13 protein-coding genes are annotated in these 19,069 nt (G+C 73.1%); 10 read left to right on the forward strand and 3 right to left on the reverse strand.

Translation table 11 applies throughout. From position 1 onward, the window contains the following. Window positions 1-39: 39 nt before the first annotated feature. The 4 genes from CcI49_RS27015 to CcI49_RS27030 are packed head-to-tail and all read left to right on the forward strand — an operon-like array spanning window position 40 to window position 3,393. The gene (locus tag CcI49_RS27015) at window positions 40-432 is read left to right on the forward strand and encodes a PAAR domain-containing protein (RefSeq protein ID WP_054564457.1); all 393 of its coding nucleotides are present in this window, start codon (window positions 40-42) and stop codon (window positions 430-432) included. After that, window positions 429-863, forward strand: a complete 435-nt coding sequence (locus CcI49_RS27020) for a GPW/gp25 family protein (RefSeq protein ID WP_054564456.1) — start codon at window positions 429-431, stop codon at window positions 861-863. The genes CcI49_RS27015 and CcI49_RS27020 overlap by 4 nt, the downstream gene beginning before the upstream one ends. Beyond that, on the forward strand, window positions 860-2,878 hold the full coding sequence (locus CcI49_RS27025) for a putative baseplate assembly protein (RefSeq protein ID WP_076830539.1): 2,019 nt from the start codon (window positions 860-862) through the stop codon (window positions 2,876-2,878). Before CcI49_RS27020 ends, CcI49_RS27025 begins: the two co-directional genes overlap by 4 nt. Further along, window positions 2,875-3,393 carry a phage tail protein gene (locus tag CcI49_RS27030; RefSeq protein WP_054564454.1) on the forward strand — a complete coding sequence of 173 codons (519 nt, stop codon included), beginning with the start codon at window positions 2,875-2,877 and terminating at the stop codon, window positions 3,391-3,393. Before CcI49_RS27025 ends, CcI49_RS27030 begins: the two co-directional genes overlap by 4 nt. 9 nt (window positions 3,394-3,402) lie before the next feature. Here the strand turns inward: CcI49_RS27030 and CcI49_RS27035 are convergent, their stop codons facing one another. Beyond that, a complete protein-coding gene (locus CcI49_RS27035) occupies window positions 3,403-6,777 on the reverse strand; it encodes a winged helix-turn-helix domain-containing protein (protein ID WP_241840256.1) in 3,375 nt (1,124 codons plus the stop codon). A gap of 1,205 nt (window positions 6,778-7,982) precedes the next feature. Between CcI49_RS27035 and CcI49_RS27045 the strand changes: the two genes are divergently transcribed. After that, window positions 7,983-8,372, forward strand: a complete 390-nt coding sequence (locus tag CcI49_RS27045) for a hypothetical protein (RefSeq protein ID WP_076830549.1) — start codon at window positions 7,983-7,985, stop codon at window positions 8,370-8,372. Between the two features lie 335 nt (window positions 8,373-8,707). Further along, the gene (locus CcI49_RS27050; RefSeq protein WP_054564450.1) at window positions 8,708-9,841 is read left to right on the forward strand and encodes a zinc ribbon domain-containing protein; all 1,134 of its coding nucleotides are present in this window, start codon (window positions 8,708-8,710) and stop codon (window positions 9,839-9,841) included. A gap of 46 nt (window positions 9,842-9,887) precedes the next feature. On the opposite strand, the gene CcI49_RS27055 is transcribed toward CcI49_RS27050, so the two are convergent. Then, on the reverse strand, window positions 9,888-11,918 hold the full coding sequence (locus CcI49_RS27055) for a phosphatase PAP2 family protein (RefSeq protein ID WP_076830552.1): 2,031 nt from the start codon (window positions 11,916-11,918) through the stop codon (window positions 9,888-9,890). 335 nt (window positions 11,919-12,253) lie between these two features. Between CcI49_RS27055 and CcI49_RS27060 the strand changes: the two genes are divergently transcribed. From CcI49_RS27060 to CcI49_RS27075, 4 genes are all read left to right on the forward strand, one after another. Next, complete coding sequence (locus tag CcI49_RS27060; RefSeq protein WP_076830554.1) at window positions 12,254-14,098, forward strand: hypothetical protein; 1,845 nt, start codon at window positions 12,254-12,256, stop codon at window positions 14,096-14,098. A gap of 435 nt (window positions 14,099-14,533) precedes the next feature. Further along, window positions 14,534-15,958 (forward strand): GAF domain-containing SpoIIE family protein phosphatase, encoded by a 1,425-nt coding sequence (locus CcI49_RS27065; RefSeq protein WP_241840257.1) that lies wholly within the window; start codon window positions 14,534-14,536, stop codon window positions 15,956-15,958. A gap of 187 nt (window positions 15,959-16,145) precedes the next feature. After that, window positions 16,146-17,075 carry a TauD/TfdA family dioxygenase gene (locus CcI49_RS27070; protein WP_083749737.1) on the forward strand — a complete coding sequence of 310 codons (930 nt, stop codon included), beginning with the start codon at window positions 16,146-16,148 and terminating at the stop codon, window positions 17,073-17,075. A 147-nt stretch (window positions 17,076-17,222) separates the two neighbouring features. Beyond that, window positions 17,223-18,047, forward strand: coding sequence for a DUF3710 domain-containing protein (locus CcI49_RS27075; protein ID WP_054564446.1), 825 nt, complete (start codon window positions 17,223-17,225; stop codon window positions 18,045-18,047). An 87-nt stretch (window positions 18,048-18,134) separates the two neighbouring features. On the opposite strand, the gene CcI49_RS27080 is transcribed toward CcI49_RS27075, so the two are convergent. Next, on the reverse strand, window positions 18,135-19,061 hold the full coding sequence (locus tag CcI49_RS27080; protein WP_241840258.1) for a ribonuclease BN: 927 nt from the start codon (window positions 19,059-19,061) through the stop codon (window positions 18,135-18,137). Between the last annotated feature and the right edge of the window lie 8 nt (window positions 19,062-19,069).

Genomic DNA, 19,069 nt, shown 5'->3' on the forward strand with positions numbered 1-19,069 from the left:
GATGGACGAATCCGAGATCGGCGTGAGGGAGGTGACTCGGTGAGCGCTCCCGTCGTCGTCGCCGGGGACAAGATCACCGGTATGTGCGCGGTCCACCAGATACCGGGGCCCGCCGGTGCCCCGATCCTCTCACCGGCGCCGCTGCCGTTCTCGGCGCCGTTGACCATGGGTCTTTCCGCCACCGTGTTCGTCGGCGGGAAGCCGGTGGCGCTGGAGTCGTCCACGGGCACGAACCTGCCGCCGCACGTCGGCCTGCATGTCTCCGATCCCTACCTTGTGCCGGCCACACAGCAGGGCCGGGTGCTCTCCGGCAGCGGCACCGTCCGCGTCGAGGGGCGCGGCGTGGCCTACTCGGGCTGCCCGGTCACCCAGTGCGCGCAGATGACGGCCATGATCGTCGGTTCGGGCGCGACGGTGCTGGTGGGGCCATGACGGTGCAGCCGGTGGGCCCCGCGGCGGGTGGCTTCCTCGGAGCCGGGTGGCGCTGGCCGGTGGCGGTCGACGCGGCCGGCGCGTTCGCGATGACGACGGGCGCCGCCGAGGTGGAGCAGGCCATGTACCTGATCCTCAGCACCACCCCGGGGGAACGGCCGATGCGCCCGGAGTTCGGGTGCCCGCTCGCCGACCATGTGTTCGCGCCGGCCGACGCGAACACGGCCGGTCTGATCGCCTACGAGGTGCAGCGCTCGCTCACCCGGTGGGAGCCGCGGGTCGAGGTCCTCGAGGTCGTGGTCACGCCGGACGTCGCCGCGTCGACGCTGTGGATCGACATCGCCTACCGGATCCGCGACGACTACGACCGGCGCAACCTCGTCGTCCCGTTCTACGTGATCCCCGACGACGAGACGGAGGCCCTCCGATGACCCTGCCGGCACCGAATCTCGACGACCGCACCTTCCAGCAGCTCGTCGACGACGCCAAGCGCTTCATCGCCGATCGCTGCCCGACGTGGACGAACCACAACGTCAGCGATCCGGGCATCACCCTCGTCGAGACCTTCGCCTGGATGACCGACCTGATGCTGTACCGGCTCAACCGGGTCCCCGAGCGCAACTACCTGCGCTTCCTCGACCTCGTCGGGGTCCGGCTGTTCCCGCCGGTCGCCGCGCGGGCCGAGGTGTCGTTCCGGCTGTCCGCGCCGCAGGACGCCACGGTGCGCATCCCGAAGGGGACCGTCGTCTCCACCCGGCGTACCGCCACCGAGCCGGCCATCGAGTTCACCACGATGGTCGACCTCGACGTGGTGCCCGCCCGCTCGGTACGGGTCGGGTCCGTCATCGACGGCCAGACGTGGCGTGACCACACCGAGGAGCTCGGCCTGGGCACCGGGTTCGCCTGTTTCGACCAGCACCCGAAGCCGGGCGACGCGCTGTACATCGGCTTCGACCGGCCGGCCCCGTCGCTGATCGTCCTGCTGCGTTTCGCCTGCACGGTCAGCGGGCACGGCATCGACCCGGACAACCCGCCGCTGCGCTGGGAGGCCTGGGACGGCGAGCGGTGGCGTCGGTGCCCGCAGGAACAGGACACCACCAACGGCCTGAACACCTCCGGTGTGATCGAACTCCATCTGCCCCGCGGCCATGCCGTCCGGGACATCGGCGGGCGGTCCGCGGCCTGGGTGCGCTGCCGGGTCGTCGAGCGCCGAGGCGTGCGCGGCTACCGGGATTCGCCGAAGATCGTGTCGGTGACCGGCATGGCCGTCGGCGGAGATGTCGACGCCGTGCACGGGGCGCAGGTACCCGGTGAGATCCTCGGGCTCGCCGAAGGGGTGGCCGGGCAGGCGTTCACCCTCAGCCAGGCGCCGGTGCCGACGACCTCGGAGCCGATCGTCGTCGAGGTCGGCGCCGCCCGGCGGGCCCCGGGCGATGCTCCCGAGGCGCTGCCCGAGCCTGCCCCGGAGCTCGAATGGACGGTGTGGGAGGCCGTCGAGTCGTTCGCGGCCAGCGGGCCCGCCGACCGCCACGTCACCGTGGATCCGACTTCCGGGGAGATCCGCTTCGGGCCGCTGGTCCGGCTGGCCGACGGCACGGTGCGCACGTTTGGCGCGGTGCCGGCGAAGGGCGCCACCGTGCGGGTTCGTCCCTACCAGACCGGCGGCGGGCGCGACGGCAACGTGGTGGCCCGGTCGCTCAACACCCTGCGCACCTCCATCCCCTACGTGGCGGCGGTCTACAACCGGGAGCCGGCCGCCGGCGGCCAGGACGGGGAGACCGTGGAGGAGGCCAGGGTTCGCGGCCCACTGACACTGCGCCACCGCGACCGCGCGGTGACCACGGAGGACTACGAGATCCTCGCCCGCCAGGCCGCGCCGGAGATCGCCCGGGCGCGCTGCGTCGTCGACGAGTCCGGCGAGAACGCGGGTGTGGTGCGCGTGCTGCTCGTCCCGCGGGTCGCCGACGTCGCCGCCGACGGCCAGCTCGACCCCACCGGGCTCCTCGTCTCGGACCGCACCGGTGAGGCGGTGCGGCGCTACCTCGACGCCCGCCGGGTCATCGGGGTGCGCCTCGTCGTGGAACCCCCGATCTACCTGGGCTTCACCGTCGCTGCCCGGGTGCGGGCAACCGCCACGGCGGCCCCCGAGCAGGTGCGCGACGAGGCGCTTCGCCTGCTGCACCGGCGCCTGCACCCGGTCACCGGAGGGCCGGACGGCACCGGATGGCCCTTCGGCCGGGCAGTCACCATCGGCGACATCCACGGTGTGCTCCAGGCGGTGCCCGGTGTCGCCTACCTGGAGGAGGTCCGGCTCTACCGGGCCAACCCGATCGCCCGGGCCAACTCGCCGGCCGCGGAGCAGCGGCCCGTCCGCACAGAGCGGATCGATGTGCCGGCGAACGGCCTGGTGATCGGTTTCGAGCATCAGGTGGATGTCATCCGATGAGGCAGGCCGCCGATCTGCCGACGCCGTTCCCGCTGGCCCGCGGAGTGCCGGGAGTGCTGCTCGAAGCAGGTGCGCTCGGGGATCTGCTCGCCGCGTTCGACCAGGTGCTCGCACCGGCACTGGCCACGATCGACAACATCGACGCCTACCTCGACCCGGATCTGACCCCGGCGGACTTCCTCGGCTGGCTTGCCGGCTGGCTCGGCGTCGCGGTGGACGACCGGTGGCCACCGGAGCACGTCCGAAGGGTGCTGCGGCACACCCCGGAGCTGCTGCGTTGGCGGGGCACCGTGCGTGGGGTGATCGCCGCCGTCAGGGTGCTGGCCGAGGTGGAGGCCGAGGTCATCGACAGCGGAGGGACGCAGTGGTCGCCGCGCCCGTACGGGATCCCGCCGGGCAGCCGGGCGCCGCTGCTGCGGGTGCGGGTGCCGCGCGACGCCGACCTGCGCGCGGTGGAGGCGGCGGTGCGCGGTGCGAAACCCGCGCACGTCCCACACCGGATCGAGACCGGCTGACGCCGCTGGTCACCGACCGCCGCCGCCGCCGGAACCGTCGCCGGGACCGTCGCTGACCCCCAGCTCGGCGAGCATCGAGCGGTAGCGGACCTCGGCCAGCGCGGCCGCGGCCGGTTGCCCGCCTGCGCGCAGGGCGAGTGCCAGCACCTGCCAGAGCCCGTCCCGGTACCGGTCGACGTCGAGCCCGCGCTCGGCGAGCCGAGCGGCCTCGGCGTGCCGACCGGCCTCGGTGAGGAGGCGGCTGACCCGCTCGCAGGCGGTGGCGAGCACGACGCGAAGGCGTTCTCGCTCGGTCAGCAACCAGTCCGTCGGACGGCCGGCCGGAAGCAGCTCACCGCCGTGGCGCTCGATCGCCGTCATCAGGCGGTCGGCCTCGGTTTCGCGATCGCCGCGCTGGCGGGCCTCGTCCGCCGCGGTGAGCAGCTGCCCGAACCGGAGAAGATCGTGGTCGGCGTGGTCGGTGACGACCAGCAGGTACCCCTGGCCCGCGCGGCGCAGCAGCCGGCGCTGTTCTCGTGGTACGTCCGGCTCCAGCAGGCCGCGCAGCGCGCTGATGGCCACCTGCAGACTGTGGTTGGCGCGGCTGGGTGATGCGTCCGGCCAGATCAGCTCGGTGAGCCGGTCCCGGGATACGGCACGGTCCGCGTGGACCGCGAGGATGTGGAGAAGCTCGAGGTTGCGTGGCTGCACCCCGTCGAGGCTGATCGCCGTGCCACCGCGGCTGATCTCGAAGCCGCCCAGGCAACGGATGGTCAGCCGGCCCGCGGCTGCGGTCCGCGGGTTCGGCGGCCCGGGCTCGACCGCGGCGCGCTGGTCCGCGGCTGGCCGCTCGGCGGCTGGCTGGTTTCTGGCCGGCCGGTCGGCGGTCGTGTTCGTCGCGGGTGTTGGCGGGCCGACGGCCGGGCGCACGACGTCGGTGGGGGTGCCCCCGTGCTCGTCGTGCGCCCCGGTGAGCCGGCGGAGCAGGGGGCCGATACCGGCGTCGGCCGCGATCCGGGCGGCCATCTCGTCCGCGGAGGCGTGACCGGGCCCGTCGGGCAGGTGGCCGGCGCCGCGCGACGGTGCGCTGCCGGCCAGCGCGAGCGCGTACGGGGCTGGGCCGATGCGGGCCGCCGCCCGCACGGTCCGCGCCGTCTCCCGTTCGGGCAGCGCTGTTCCGGTGTGGCGTCCCGCGATCAGTCGCAGGACGCGGGCCCAGGTGGCCAGTGCCGGCGCGGAGAGCTCGTCGAAGTCCCGCGCTGCGGTCTCCAACGTCGCCGCCGCCTGCTGGGCGGCCCACGATCCGGTCGGCCTGGCGCGCGTGCGGGCCTGCGCCGTTTCGCCGAGCCCGCCGATGGCCGGGTGGCGCACCGAGGCCGCCAGGGCGAGGGCGGCGAGGGCCTGCTCGCTCCCCGCGTCGGCCCCGTCGTCAGCGCTGGGAGGCGCGGTCAGCGTGACGAGCGCGCCGATCAGGCGGAGTATCGCTGCACCCCACTGGTCATCGGCGACCTCGGCGGCGTTGAGCAGGTGCAGGACGCGGCGGTGCCCGGTAGGCAGGCGCATCGCCCGGATACCGGTCGCGACCCGCAGGAAGGCCGGATAGCCGAGCCGCTCGGCGGCTGCCATCGCCGCGTCGACGACGTCGTCCGGCGTCCTGCCTCCGCGGTCGTCCGGCTGGACTCGTTCGTCCGCCATGAGCATGGCGCAGGCGGCGCTGCCGATCGCGGCGACAGCCTCGACGACCGGGCCTCCACCGGCTCCTCCAGCTCCACCTGCTCCGTCGGCTCCGTCGGCTCCGTCGGTGATCAGGTCGAACCGGCGGCGTGCCAGCGGGATCCGGCCGCCGACGAAGGCGGCGATCCCGCTGGTGAGCAGGGCGTGCGGGCTGTCGGCCGGGCGGTCGATGTGGGCACCGGGATCCTCCAGCACCTTCCGGATCATCCCGCTCCAGCTCGTCGTCCGCCGCAAAGCCGGATGGCGCCAGTCGTCGAGGCCGGCCTGCTCCCGGGCAACCCAGACGGGGGCCTGCGGGCCGAAGGCGGCGACGGCGCCCCGGTAGGCGTCGGCCGCGGCATTCAGTGATCCGTTCGCGGTCAGCCGGCGTGCCACCGCGAGCAGCACCCACGGGTCGGAGTCCCGAATCGACGGCGGAAGCAGCTCGAACCAGTCGGCCGGATCCTCCGCCAGCCGTTCGCCGCCCTGCTCGAGCAGCCGCCGGACCTGGTTCCAGTCGCCGCATCGGCAGTAACACAGCACTGCCTCACTCAAAGCTCCGTCGCGTTCACACAGGGTGGCCGCCGCGTGGTGTATCTCGTTCGCGCCGGCCTCGCCGAGCTCGTCGACGAGCTGGGCGAGCAGGTGCATCCGCAGGACCTCGTGGTAGCGATAGCTGATCCCGTCATCGTCGACGACGGTGAAAAGCCCGCGGCGTTCCAGGCCGGCGAGCTGGGCGTCGCTGCCCGTGCGGCCGAGCAGGTCATCGCAGCGCCGGTCGGTGAGCCGGTCGAAGACACAGGTCCGGATGAGGAAGTCCCGCTCCTCCGGGCGGACCGTGTCCAGGACGTGGGTGGTCAGGTACTCCCGGACGACTCTGGCCTTGGCCAGCCCGGAGAGGATCCGGGCCCGCTCACGCTGCGGGCGCCCCGACGTGGCCAGGTGAAACAGCTGCAGCCCGGCGGCCCAGCCGGACGTGCTGCGGGTGAGTGCGGCGACCTCGTCGGGACGAAGCCGGACCCCATGGCAGTCCCGGAACAGCTCCTCGACCTCCCAGACGCGGAACCGCAGCGCGTCCGCGTCCAGCTCCAGGATCCGCCCGGCAAGCCGGAGCCGGTGCAGGTCGAGATCGGGACGCCACCGGGCGGAGACGAGCACCCGCACGTGGGACGGCAGGTAGTCGAGGAAGGTCTGCGCCGCGGCCTCGGCCGGCTGGCCCTGAACCGTGTGCAGGTCGTCGAGAACGATCAGCAGATCGCTCCGCAGCCGCTGTTCGAGATCAGTGATCGCCATCTCGATGTCGGTCCAGGGCCGCTCGGTGGCCTGGCCGGCGCGGGTCGTGCCCTCCGCCGAGGGCGCCCGCGCCGCCGGGGTGTGTTGTGCCGCCGGGGAGGCCTGTGTCGCTGCCGGCTGGCTCGCGTTCCTGACGGCTGCCTGGAGATGGGCGAGGAACGCACCGCTGGTGCCGATCCGATCATCGAGTGTCAGCCAGGCGGTGGGATGGCGCAGGTGCTGGGCGATCTCGGCCAGGAGTGTGGACTTCCCCGCTCCGGCCGGAGCGACCACGAGGCCGACGCGGTAGGCGGGCGAGCCGGCGAACTCCCTGGTCAGGCGTTCCCGGCGCATTCTCGCGGCCGGCGGTGGACGAAATCGTGCCGGGATGACCCGCGGCGGCGCGCTCTCAGCCGTCACAGCGCCCTCCGACGTTGGCCGGGCCTGAACATCGGCCAGCCGTACCTGCACACGCCCATGCTGCGACGCATCGCCCCCCGCGTTCCTTCAGGCCGGCGCTTTCCGCGCCCATACGCCGGCCTGACGCCATTGTCTGCACCGGCGTCCGCGCCGGCCGAGACATCGCTACTATTGCAGTGCTGGTGGTCGCCAGGTGGTCCCTTTCTGTGGATGCGACGTTGCAGGCCGGGTGGGCCGGCCGGCGGGTGATTCTCGGTGGTTTGCCAGAAGCGGATAAGCAAACCTGTCGAGGCGGCGGACCAGACAGATCATCCGAGGTCGGTGCGGTGTCGAGGGAGTCCGGGTCGGGGGAGCTGTGCGGCTGGGGTGCGGGGCGCCGATGTGGAGAACTTGCTCGTACGCAAGGATGCTGGTGGCGGATGACGGTTCGGTGAGACCGTGGCACCCGAGGCCGTGGCACCCGAGGTCGTGGCACCCGAGGTTGCGGCCACCAACTCGCACCTTTCGTTCGAACAGTTCGAGAAACGTGGTGCTCCTGGTAGCACTGCACCATCCCGCCCGACATGGTTCCTGACCGGCGGGGCGTGGACTTCGTCCAATCCCGGCATCGTGGAACAACGCACTATTTCGGATGGGTGGCCGGTGCGTGCGGTATACCGTTGCCGATACAAGGTGCGGCCGCCGTCCGGAATGCGCTGTGACGCCGCGCGCACCACTCGTGATTACGGGGGAGATGCCGGATGGGGGCCGACGTCACGGCGAGTGGTCCGCGGGGGGACGACAATGACCGACTTTCGGCGCTGTTCGCTTCCTACCCGGCGGAGGAAGCGGAGGTTGCGCAGGGCTGCGCGGATCCCGGTTCGGAACCGGGCCTCGTCCCTGCGTCCGCTGATTCGCCCCCTGTCCGGACCGGGGCGGGCGGGTCGAGCCCGGTGGGCGGGCCAGCCTGGTCACATCGGCCGGACGGGCCGCCGCAGGAGCGGAACCCCGGAGACCGGCCGTCGGCGCCGTCCCCCGCGCGCTCACCGAACCGCGCCGAGCCACAGCCAGAGCCACAGCCAGAGCCGCAGTCGCAGCCAGAGCCGCAGTCGCAGTCGCAGCCGCAGCCGTGCAGCGGACCTCGGTGCCAGCCGTTGTCGGGCGCCCTGCTGGTGGCGCCCAGCACTGGGCGAGCGGTTCGGATCCCGGCCCGCGCCGAGGAACCCGTGCACGCCGTGGTGGCCGGTGCGGTCACCACCTGGCCGCCACCGGAATCGCAGCTGGCGCTGCGAGGGGATGACGGCCGCGAATACCGGTTCGCCGGGGTCCGTGCGCTGGTCGAGAGCGGTTCCCGGGTCCGCGTCGGGCAGGTGGTGGCGGTGGTGGCCGGTCACAGCGGTGGCGGGCCGTCGAGGTCGGCGGTCCTCGAGGTCGAGGTCACCGGGGCGGACGGCCGTCCGCTGGACGGGTACGGCCTGTTCGCCGGCCTGGCCGACCCGGCGGCGTACGTCGACCTGACGGAGGGCACCGATCCCGAGCTTGTCGCCGTCGACCGGCACGACGACCTGCTCTCCGGGTACCGGGGTGCGGTCGGCGGCTGGGGTRTCCTTCGGTGACCACCTGTGCGCACTGCCATCGGGGGAACGACAGCGCGGCCGAGTTCTGCGCCGGGTGCGGTCGGATTCTCTGGTCCGCGCGGGGCGAGGGCTCCCAGCCGCGGGCCGACAGTCCGGGTGCGGTGCGCCTGGCCGGGCGCGCTGCCCGGTCAGGCGAGGGCGGTGGTCCCGCAAATCCGGCAGATGCCGCGAATGCGCGGCATCCTCGGGCGGAACCGCCGCCAGCCCCCGCCCCGGCTCCTGGTCCTGCTCCGCGCAACCTTCAGCGCGACGGCGGGTGGGCGGGCACCGGGTCCGCTTACGAGGTGAGGCCGGGGCCGGGGCCGGAGACCACAATGTCATCACCTCCGGCCGGCCCCGGCGCCAGTCAGCAGGATCGGTCCCCCCGCCTGCCGGGCGCGCCGGCAGGGGCCTCGCGCACACCGCAGGGGCGTATCCGGATCGGTCGGGGCACACGTCCCGACGGCCTGACACCCATCCCCATCACCCAGCTCCTCGGCACCGACGCCGCCGGCGAATCGTCCCTGCACGGAAGTCGTGGTGGGCATCCCGGCGAGGAGACGTCCTCCGCGACGTCCTCCCAGTCGCTGGCCGCCCCACGCGTGCTCCCGAGCGATTCCGGCCTGGCCGACGCGCCGGTACGCTGCCACTGTGGGCGAGAGAGCCCGCCGCAGAGCCGCTTCTGCCGCTGCGGCCAGATGCTGGTTCCCGCGCAGTCCGACCTGCGGCCGGACGACCCACGGCCCGCCGCCGCGCCCGTCCCGTCGCGGGGGCTCGGCTCGAGCCTCGAACGGGCCGGCGAGCGGCGCAGGTTCGACCGGGAGATGCGCCGCGCCGCGACCGGGCGGTCCGGTTACAGCCGACCGCTCGCGCTACGGGTCGTTGCCTTCCGGACGACGCTGGTGGTCGCCCTCATCGCAGTGGTGCTGGCATCGGCCAGCACCACCACCCGGAGCTGGGCCGCTGACCGGCTCTCGACGGTGTTGCCGGGTTCCTACCGCGAGATCGACGAGTTCGCCTCGGTGCGCGTCGATCCGGAGATGGACGAGCGGCCCGGCTACCTGGCGCAACGTGCCGTGGACGGATCCCGCAACCGGGCCTGGATGACAGCCTGGGACCCCACCGCCGAGATCGGTGAGAGCTGCCCGAAGACCGCCGGCCGGAGCGCGACCCTGGTGCTGCGATTCACCAGCGCGGTTCGTGTGGATCGGGTCTCGATCCGGGCCGGCCTGCCCAAGAACGATCCGGAGGCACCGGTCCAGGCACAGCCGAAACAGATCGGGATCCAACTCGACGACCAGTGCTGGACGAAGGACCTCAGCGACAGCGGTGAACCGCAGGTGCTGAAGGGCGTGGCCGGCCGGGATGTCCGCATCGCGCGGGTGTGGATCGTCGATACCTTCGACCATTCGAATGGCTCGGGTACCTTCGTGGCGATCAGCGAGATCGACTTCTCGACCGGCGGATGACACCGCCCCGGCCCCGGCCCAGGCAGGGGCCGGGGCCGGGCCAGGCTCAGACCGGGAGAAGCCGCACCGAGACCTCGCGGGCGCCGTGCTCCACGACCGCCCGCACACCGTCGGCAAGCACCGTCACCTGGGTGAACCGGCCGCGCACCGACGCCGCGGTGAGCACCGGCACCGAGCCTCGCGGCAGCGAACGAACCGCCGGATCCAGCCGGATCGTCAACGTCGCCGCGCCGCCGAGCCGAACCGCCCGCTCGACCCGCAGCGGCGCCTCGCGCCCAGCTCCCGCGGCYCCCACCGTCACCTCCAGCGCGCCGCCGGTCTGCGTGAGGTCGCCCCTGACCTGCACCGTCTTCGTGGCTTCGACCCGCAGTACACCGCCATCCACCCGGACGTCGCCGCGGCCGAGCGCCGCAGCCGAACCGGCGGTGAGGGTGCCGGCCCGAACCGTGGTGGTGCCGGTGAAGCTGTTCGCGCCGGTCAGCGCGAGCGTGCCGCTGCCGGTCTTGACCAGCCCGCCGCGCCCGCCGATGTCGTTGCGCCAGGTGTCGTGGGCGTGGAAGCCACCGAGGGAGGCGTCCAGGTCGGCGGACACGTCACCGTCGAAGGCGCCGTAGCCGTCGGCCGCGGTGAACAGGTCGAGCCGGCCCCACTGCTCGGTGCCGTCCAGCAGCGGGTAGCCGCCGGGGAGCGCGGTGCTGCGTAGCACCGCGCGGCGCTGGTCCGCGCTCAGGTACGGCAGCCGGGTCTCCAGCAGCACCTCGGCGCCCTTCGGGACGACCAGCGGCCGGTCCGGCCCGCTGCGGCGCAGCATGTACGTGTAGAACGGGGCGATCCTGCGGGCGTTGGCCTCCCGGCTCGCGTAGGCATCGGTGCCGGTGCCGGTGCCGGTGCCGGGCGCCGCCGTATGCGCGTAGGCGAACAGGGTGTCGGCGGTCGTGCCGGTCCGTCCGGTGAAGTACTGCGTGGCCTGGGCTCGTGCGGCCACCTTGAGCGCCGCGTTGGCCGGGTCGCCGAGCGTCGCCGCGGCGAGTGCGGTCGCCAGGATCCGCCCGCCGATCACGTCGACGGGGGAGTGCATACCGGCGAGGATCCGGGTGTTGCTCAGCTCGTACGCCCGGGCCACCAGCTCCTGGAACCGCTCGGGCACGGCGTAGGCGAGGGCGAGCGCGGCCAGGTGGAAGGCGTTCGTGTGCCCGCTGGGGAAACCGCCGTCCTCGGCGGGCACCGTCGACCGCTGGCGCAACAGCTGCGCGGCGACCGTCACCTCCGAGCGGTACACCGGGAATCCCAGGTCGTCGACGGCGCCGGTGTCGACGATCTCGCTGCGCTCGGTCATCCGCCACGGGCGCGGGTACAGGTAGCTGAACTTGCTCGGATTACTGGACGCGAACGGGCCGCGCACCGTGTTCACGAGAGTGACGACGTTGCCCAGCGCGGAGCTCACCGAACCGGCCCCGATCGCCGAACCGGCCGGCGCGCCCGCGGGGACGGCATCGTCGATCTTCGCGGGCGGGGTGCCGTCCGGAGCGGAGGTGATGCTGGTGACGGCCAGCGCCCCCTCCTTGTACAGCGCGGCCAGCGGGCCGAGCGCGGCGATCACGGCGTAGCTCTGGTGCTGCCGGTCGTAGATGAACGCGTCACGGGCCTGCGCGTCGGTGCGCCGACGGGTCACCTCGGCGGTGTAGCGCATGTTCTCGCGCAGCACGTCCGGCCGCAGCGGGCTGCCGGTGTTCCAGGCCGTCCCGGTCTGCCACAGCTTCGCCATCCCGTCGAGGATCCGCACGGCCGCGTTGCCCGCCGCGGTCAGGTCCGCGGTCGTGTTCGTCCGGTAGGCGTCGACGAACGCGGCGGCTGCGCTTCCACCGGCTGTGCCTTCGGCGGCGCCGGTGGTCGTGGTGGAGGCGGCCGCGGCGGTGCCGGCGGATGCCGTGAGCCAGGCCGGTGCCATCAGCGTTCCGACGGCGGCCGCCGCGGATCCGCGCAGAACGCTCCGCCGGTCGAGTGCCCGCAGGCCGTCCGCTGCCACCCTGCCCGCCGCCCCGTCCGCCACCGCTGCGTCGTGCTTTTCCTCGTGCATGAAAGAAGCGCTCCACCGGCCGGTTCGGAGAAGGGGACGCGCCGCCGGCCCCGTGCTCGCCCCACCCGCAGCTGGCAGTATGCAGATGATCTGCGACGGCGGCCGGAACGAAACGTTGTTGCGACATGAACGGAAGCCGTCACTGTTTCGGTTCCCCGGGAGCACCGGGGATTCTGGTGGGCAGTGACCGGTGCACCCGCCCGCCTATCGATGACTTTCGCTATTCACCGCTTTCACCGAAAGCGGCGAGGGTAGAGTCCGCTGGCGACAGTTCGTGTTGTGCCGGGAGTAGCCGGGCTCGGTGAAGCCGGTGAAATCGGCGAGGGGGTGCGGCCGTGGACCTTCCGGCGGGGGGCGGGCCCGTCGACTTCCACGTTCACCGGTCCCGGCTCGGCGTCGAGGGCGGCCGGGCCGCGTTCGAGCGGATGGTGACCTCACTCGTCGACCGCCTGCACGGCCCGGCGCACGGCGTCGCCCCGATCCAGGGCGACCGGGGCGTCGATGTCTTCCTCGGCGATCTCACCAGCCAGGTCCGGATCTGGCAGGTCCGCTACGTCATCGACCGCCTGGCCGCCGACCAGCTGCGCAACGTCGAGCACTCCTTCGCGCGGGCCTGCCGGGCGGCGCGCGAGAACGGCTACGGGATCGAAAGCTGGGTGCTGTGCGTCCCGGTGAGCCTTCCGCCGGAAGCCCGCCGGCGTTGGACGGCCTGGCGCGACGGCCGCCAGCGGGAGATGAACATCGCCATCGAGCTGTGGGACGAGACGCGCCTGCGCTCCCTGCTGATGCGTCCCGACACCGACGACATCCGCCGTGCTTACTACGACGACGTCCAGGCCGAGCGGCGGACGTCGACCGGCGAGACACAGCCGGCGACTGGCGAGGTACGGCCCTCGGCCGGTACCGGCGAGGGGTGGCCGTCGACCGGTGGGAGGCGGCTCCCGACCGGGCAGCCGCGGTTGCGTGCCCGCCACGACGACGAGGCGCTCGACGCGACTGATCCGGCGGCCGGTCGCTGGTACGGGGGAGCGGAGGTCCGCCTCGGCCACGCCTGCTATCTCCTGCATGATCCGGTCACCGAGACCGTCGCGCCGGACCGGTCCTGGGCGCAGTACGACGCCGACGCCCGGGAGCTGGTGCCGACGGCCCGGCCGGTGCGGATCAGGCACCTGCAGGTACATCGCCCGACAGCTGACGCCGAGGCCCGCCGCGCCGGCCTACGTGCCCAGGCCGACCTGCTGGACCAGTTCGCCGGCGCCGCCGGGCTGCCGCGCACGCTCACCCGGCACGGCCTGGCCGGCAACGGTGAGGACAGCGGCAGCGGCAGCGGTGACGGCAGCGGCATCGGCAGCGGCAGCGGTGACGGCCATGGCCACGGCCCTGGCCCCGGGCGTGGGCAGGAACACGAGTACGAACACGAGCACAGGTACCGGCAGGCGCTCACCCGGTGCGACACGGCGACGCTGGTGCTGTCGGCGCCGACCGGCCGGCCCTGGCGCGACGTCCACACCCCCGGGGCGAGCCTCTCCGGCCTCTCCCGCCTCTCCCGTTCCGCGGTCACCCGCGGCGGCCCGGCCCGTACCCGTCCCGTCCCAGGCGGGTTCGGTGTGCGCGGATTCGGCGCGGGCGGGCCGGTCGGCGGGCTGGACCGCATCGCCGCCGCGGGGGCGCTCGCCGCGGCGGCCGAACTCTGCCTCGTCCTGCAGACACTGCACCAGCAGGGGCAGGCGCACCGCTGCCTGACCCCCGACGCGATCGTCATCACCGCCCCCGGCCGCGGCCGGCGGGCCGTCGCGCTGCGCGATCTCGGCCTGCTCGGCCTGACCGAGGTCCCCGGCGAGGGCGGCCCCTGGCAGGCACCCGAGCAACGTCACCAGGGGCTCGGCCGCTGGCACCATTCCGTGCCGGCGGGCGGCAGCCTGAGCCCGCGTCCCATCCGGGGCCTGGGGGCTCGTCCCGGGCCACCGGCGGACGTCCACCAGGTCGCGGCGCTGGTCCGGGAGACTCTCGGTGGGCTCGCGTCCGCGCCGGACGTGCCGCTGCCGGGCCATTCGGCCGAGTTCAACGATCTGCTGGCGCGCGCCCTGCACCCGGACCCGGCCCGGCGCCCACCCGTCGGCGCTCTCGCCGTCGGCCTGCGCGCCGAGCGCCAGCGACTTTCCCTCGGGGGACGTCCGTGACCGTCGTCCCGCCGCCTGTTCGTGCTGCCTGACCTGGGTGATACCTGACAAGCACGATGCCTGACAGACACGACTGACATGGGCGACTTCTGGTCAACCGCCGAGAATGCCCGGGGCAGGTGATACGGGTGACGCTCCGGTCAGGTGCCCCTACAGCGGCGAACGTCGGTCGGTTCGCGAATTGGGCTACGCCCGCCGGCCCTTTTCCGTTCCGGAGATCATTACAAGGGCCCATGCCGGCGGCGCATCACTCTCCCGGTCGAGGTGGCTTCGTCCGGTAACCCCTTTTCTGGCGCCGCGGCGGGGTCAACCGGCATTCCCCCGGGTGCTCGCTCGTTCCCCTGAAGAGAGCCGGACGGCTGCCGGCTGGGGCCGTCTCGTCCACGGAGGGATATTCGACAAATGGGGCAACCGGTGCAGGTGCAGGTGCCGGGGATGGCAGACCGGCACGAGTCCGTGCCGACCTTGGGCGCGGCGCTGGATGACGCGGGCAGATGCCGCGGTGGCCGATCGCTGTCGCCGCTGGAGGCATCCCTGGAACTGCTCGACTTCACCGACGGGCTCAGCACGGCACTGACCGTGGAGGACGTTGCCCGGGTCGCCTTCGGGACGGTCACCCGCCTCGGTGTCACCTTCGCCGGCATGGTGCTGTTCGAGGAGGACGGCGACCTCGGCCCACGCGGCGGCCCACCGGGCGCGCCGCTGCGGACGAGGGTCATCACCTGGCCCCGCCCACCCGCCGTCGACCGCGCCTGGGCTGCTCCGGGCAGTTGGGGCCCCGCCGTCGCGACCCAGGTCATGCAGACGGGCCGCGCCCGCTTCGACACCTCGGCGGCACGCTACCTGCGCGACTTTCCCGACCGTGCCGAGGTCTTCGCCGAGCTCGGCATCGAGGCCTGCGCCAGCCTCCCGGTCGTCGCCGACGGCGGCGACGGCCCGCTCGGGGTGCTGCTGCTCGCCTGGCCCGAGCCCAGGCAGTTCGGGCCGGACTGCCAGGCCTTCCTCCGCGCGATGGCCTCCGCCTACGGGCGGGCGATCGGGCGTGCCCGTCGCTACGAACGCCAGATGTGCACCGTGGAGACCCTGCAGCGCGCCATCCTGCCGCAGCAGCTGCCGGTCGTGCCCGGCGTCCAGCTGACCGCCCGCTACCTGCCCGCCGGCCGCGACGTCGGCCTCGGCGGCGACTGGTACGACGCGACCGTCCTGCCCGACGGGACGCTGGCCCTCGCCGTCGGCGACGTCGGCGGCCACGGGCTGCGCGCCACCGCGCTCATGGCCGAGCTCAGCCACTCGGCCCGGGCCTATGCGCTGCACGGCCTGTCGCCCGCGGCGATCACCACCCAGCTGTCGGCCAACCTCGCCGGCTCCGGCAGCGAGATCCTGGCCACCGCGGTGATCGCCCAGCTCGATCCGGCCACCGGGCGTTTCAGCTGGTCGTGCGCGGGTCATCCACCGCCGCTGCACCTCGCGGGGGAGGGCGGCCGCCCGCGCTACCTGCCCGAGGTCCACGGCCCGATGCTCGGCGTGCTGTCCGACCACCGGTACGGGCAGAGCGGCCTGCGGCTGGCCGGCCCGGGCCTGCTGCTGTACACCGACGGGCTCGTCGAGCGCCGTGACGTCTCCATCTCCCAGCGCCTCGAGGCCTTGGCGGCGAGCGCCGCCCGGGTGGCCGGACGAGACTCGTCGGGACGGGTGCCGTCGGGACGGGTGCCGTCCGAGCGGGCGCTCGATCGGGCGGACATCGCCGCAGCCGCCGCCAGCACCGACCTCGACCAGCTGTGCGACGCGCTGCTGGCCGAGATCGCCGGGCCGGGCGAACGAGAGGACGATGTCTGCGTCCTCGGCGTCACGCTGACCTGAGCCCGAAGGCGTACAAACCGCCGGCATATCCGCAGATACGGTCTATAGTCCAAGGTTATTCCGTGTCTGCGGATCTCGTGCGGCGTCGCACGCCGACCGGTTCAGCTCCGGGGCCGGTCACTGACAGTGCGTGCGCGGCCGATGGCCAGCGGTCGACGACTCGCGGCCCGCGTAACGCGCCCCGACCGTGAAGGACGACGTGCGCGCCTACCCACACCCACCAGCTGACCGGAGCTCCGCGGCGGCCACGCCCTCCGCAGCGGCGTGGAAACCGGTGCCGGGCCCGGCCGCGGGCACAGTGCTCGAGCGGGCGTCGGTGAGCATGATCGGCCCCACGACGGGCGTGCAGCTCCACGGCGCCGACCTGCGTGTTCCCCTGTCGCAGCTCGATGTGGACGTCCTGAGGAGCCTTCTCGACACCCACAAGCTCCTGGTCTTCCGCGACCAGCGTCTCGACACATCCCAGTACGTGGCGTTCTGCCGGAACTTCGGCTCGCTCATCTCCTTCCCCTCCGTGCTCCCGAACCACCCCACGACGCCGGGCGTACATCTCGTCCACAACCGCGACCGCACGCCGGAACCCGACGACGCCGGCAGCTGGCACCTTGACGCGAGCAGCCTCGTCACCGCGCCGGACTACTCGGCGCTGCGCGCCGTCCAGGTGCCACCGGTCGGCGGTGACACCGTGTTCTCGAACCTCGTCGACTGCTACCGCCGCCTCAGCCCGGCGGTGAAGGAGTCCATCGAGGACCTCTACACGACCCACATGGCCAGGCGCCGGCCGATCGACCGGCAGAACTACCCGGCCGTCGTGCGTTCGCTGGTGCAGGAACACCCACGCACCGGCGAACGCCACCTCTACGTCTGCTTCATGCTCGACCCCGTCGTGGTCGGCTGGGACCGGTCGAGCAGCGCGGACCTCGTCCGCGTGCTGCTCGCCGAGGCCACGAGGCCCGAGTGCCAGGTAAGACTCAGCTGGTCCGCCGGTGATGTCGCGCTCTGGGACAACCGCGTCCTGCTGCACTACGGAGTACGTGACTACGGTGACTCCCCGCGGGAGCTGGAACGCGTGCTCGTCACCGCGCGGCCGCAGGACTTCATCGAGGAGCTGATCTGAGGAACCGATCCGAGGGCAGAGCACCGGCCGGAGTCCGGTGGCCGACAGGCACGCACGCCTTGCAGGCCTGGGACGTCCCGCGTGACACTCCCAGTGAGCTCACGATTCGGTTGTGACCATCACGGTCCGGCGCGGCGGAGGTTGCTGATGTTCGGTCATCGCAGGTCCGCGAGCGACAGGGCCGCCGACCCGGGCCCGCCGGCCGCGCCGCCCATGCCCGGCCCCGGCCCCTACGACGAGGCCGACGCACCGGACCTCGGCCTGCCCGAGTGGGACTGGCCGCCGCTGGTCGACTACGGCGCGCTGCGCGTCGCCGTGCCGGATGCCGTGACGGCCGAGATCCAGCCGGCCCCCGGCCGGCCCGAGGTCCAGGAACTCGTCCTGCGGGCCGATCAGCTGACGATTCGGCTGGCCGCCTTCGCCGCTCCGAAGAGCCGCGGCACCTGGGACGGATTCCGCGCCGACCTGGCCGCCGCGACCGCCGCGACCGACGTGCCCAGCGCGGCCGACGTGCCCAGCGCAGCCGACGCGCCCGGCACGACTGCCGTACCCGCCTGCGCCACCCCGGTCGGCACGCCGACCGTCACCTCCGGCCGGTACGGGCCGGAGTTCAGCAGCGGCGGCAGCCGGCTGATCGGGATCTCAGGCCCGCGCTGGTACCTGCGGATCGTCATCACCCCGGCCGGGGAGGGCGAGGCCGCGGACGCCGGCGCCGGTACCTCGCTGCCCGTTCTGGACGAGATCCTGCGCGGCACGGTGGTCGTGCGCGGAACGGGCGCCATGCCGGCCGGAGCGGCCCTCCCGCTGGACCACCGCCAGCCCGCCGGCCAGCACCGCGTCGCCGTGTCCGATCTGTGGACGGACGAGCCGACCACGGCCGGCACCGGCACCCTCGAACGCCGGCGCGACGTCTACGAGTCCACCGGTGTCTTCACCGGCTCCCTGAGCCGCAACCTCTCCACCTGGGGCTGACCTTGCCGCCTGTAGCTCTGCCTGTGGCTCGCGTCCGCACCTGAGGCTGGTGTCCCGCGGTGCCCGGCTCGGCCCGGGCCCGCCGGATCAGGGTTCTCGATGTCTCTGCCCGTGCGCCTGGCCGTGCCGTGGCCGGCTGTCGGTCGAAATCCGCTTCAGGACGTCGATGACCGAAACCCCCGCCTCGACGTACCAGCTGCCGACCACCGCGCCACCGATCATCACCACACCGAACCCGATCAGCCAGGACAGGATGGTGAACACGACACCGATCGGCCCGTAGGTGCTTTCGTTCGACACGATCGTCGCAGAGAACGCCAGCCGGCTGAACCCACCCAGCCCGGTCAGCCCGATCGTCGTGAAGAAGGCCACCGGCCAGACCGCCCGCCAGCTCAGCCGGCCCATCGTGAGTACCCAGGCACCCGCCCACAGGAACATCGCCGTCATCACGACGACGACCAGTGCGTAGCCGACCTGACCGACCGCGGTGCCGGTAAGCACCGCTCCGAGCGCCGTCGAACCGGCCAGGAACACGAGCAGCCCAGACAGCCAGATGACCTGATGGCGTAGACCGCGCAGACCCGCCGGGCTCAGCCGGAACACCCGCTCGTACACCACCTGAATGGACGCGGCCAGGCTCACCCCACCCAGCACCAGCCAGAGCACACCCAGCACGGACCAACCGGAGACCGTCGTCCCACCCCGCGGCGTGAAAAGCCGCTCGACGGCCATCGCCGCATCATGGTTCAGGCCCATCCGCCTGATGATGATGTCCGCCGCCCCGCCGGCACCCAGAGGCGATGCCGCCGCCAACGCGATCACGAACGGAAAGAACATCATCAGAATCAGCGCGGCGAGGTTCATCGCCCCGTTGATCAGATCCGCCGCGCGGAGCCGCGAAGCCAGATCGCCACGCAGCGCCCGCCGCATCCGCCGCCGCGCCACACCGAGGCGAAGCGTGTCGCGAATCCTCGCACCGACGCGCCCGAAAGGCCCGAAGCGGTTCGACGTCACTCCTGGAC

This window comes from Frankia sp. CcI49 (assembly GCF_001983215.1).
Lineage (GTDB): Bacteria > Actinomycetota > Actinomycetes > Frankiales > Frankiaceae > Parafrankia > Parafrankia irregularis.

Coding starts and splice junctions, on each gene's coding strand:
- CcI49_RS27020 (WP_054564456.1), top strand. CDS start 429: ATGACGGTGCAGCCGGTGGGCCCCGCGGCGGGTGGCTTCCTCGGAGCC.
- CcI49_RS27025 (WP_076830539.1), top strand. CDS start 860: ATGACCCTGCCGGCACCGAATCTCGACGACCGCACCTTCCAGCAGCTC.
- CcI49_RS27030 (WP_054564454.1), top strand. CDS start 2,875: ATGAGGCAGGCCGCCGATCTGCCGACGCCGTTCCCGCTGGCCCGCGGA.
- CcI49_RS27050 (WP_054564450.1), top strand. CDS start 8,708: ATGTCATCACCTCCGGCCGGCCCCGGCGCCAGTCAGCAGGATCGGTCC.
- CcI49_RS27065 (WP_241840257.1), top strand. CDS start 14,534: ATGGCAGACCGGCACGAGTCCGTGCCGACCTTGGGCGCGGCGCTGGAT.
- CcI49_RS27075 (WP_054564446.1), top strand. CDS start 17,223: ATGTTCGGTCATCGCAGGTCCGCGAGCGACAGGGCCGCCGACCCGGGC.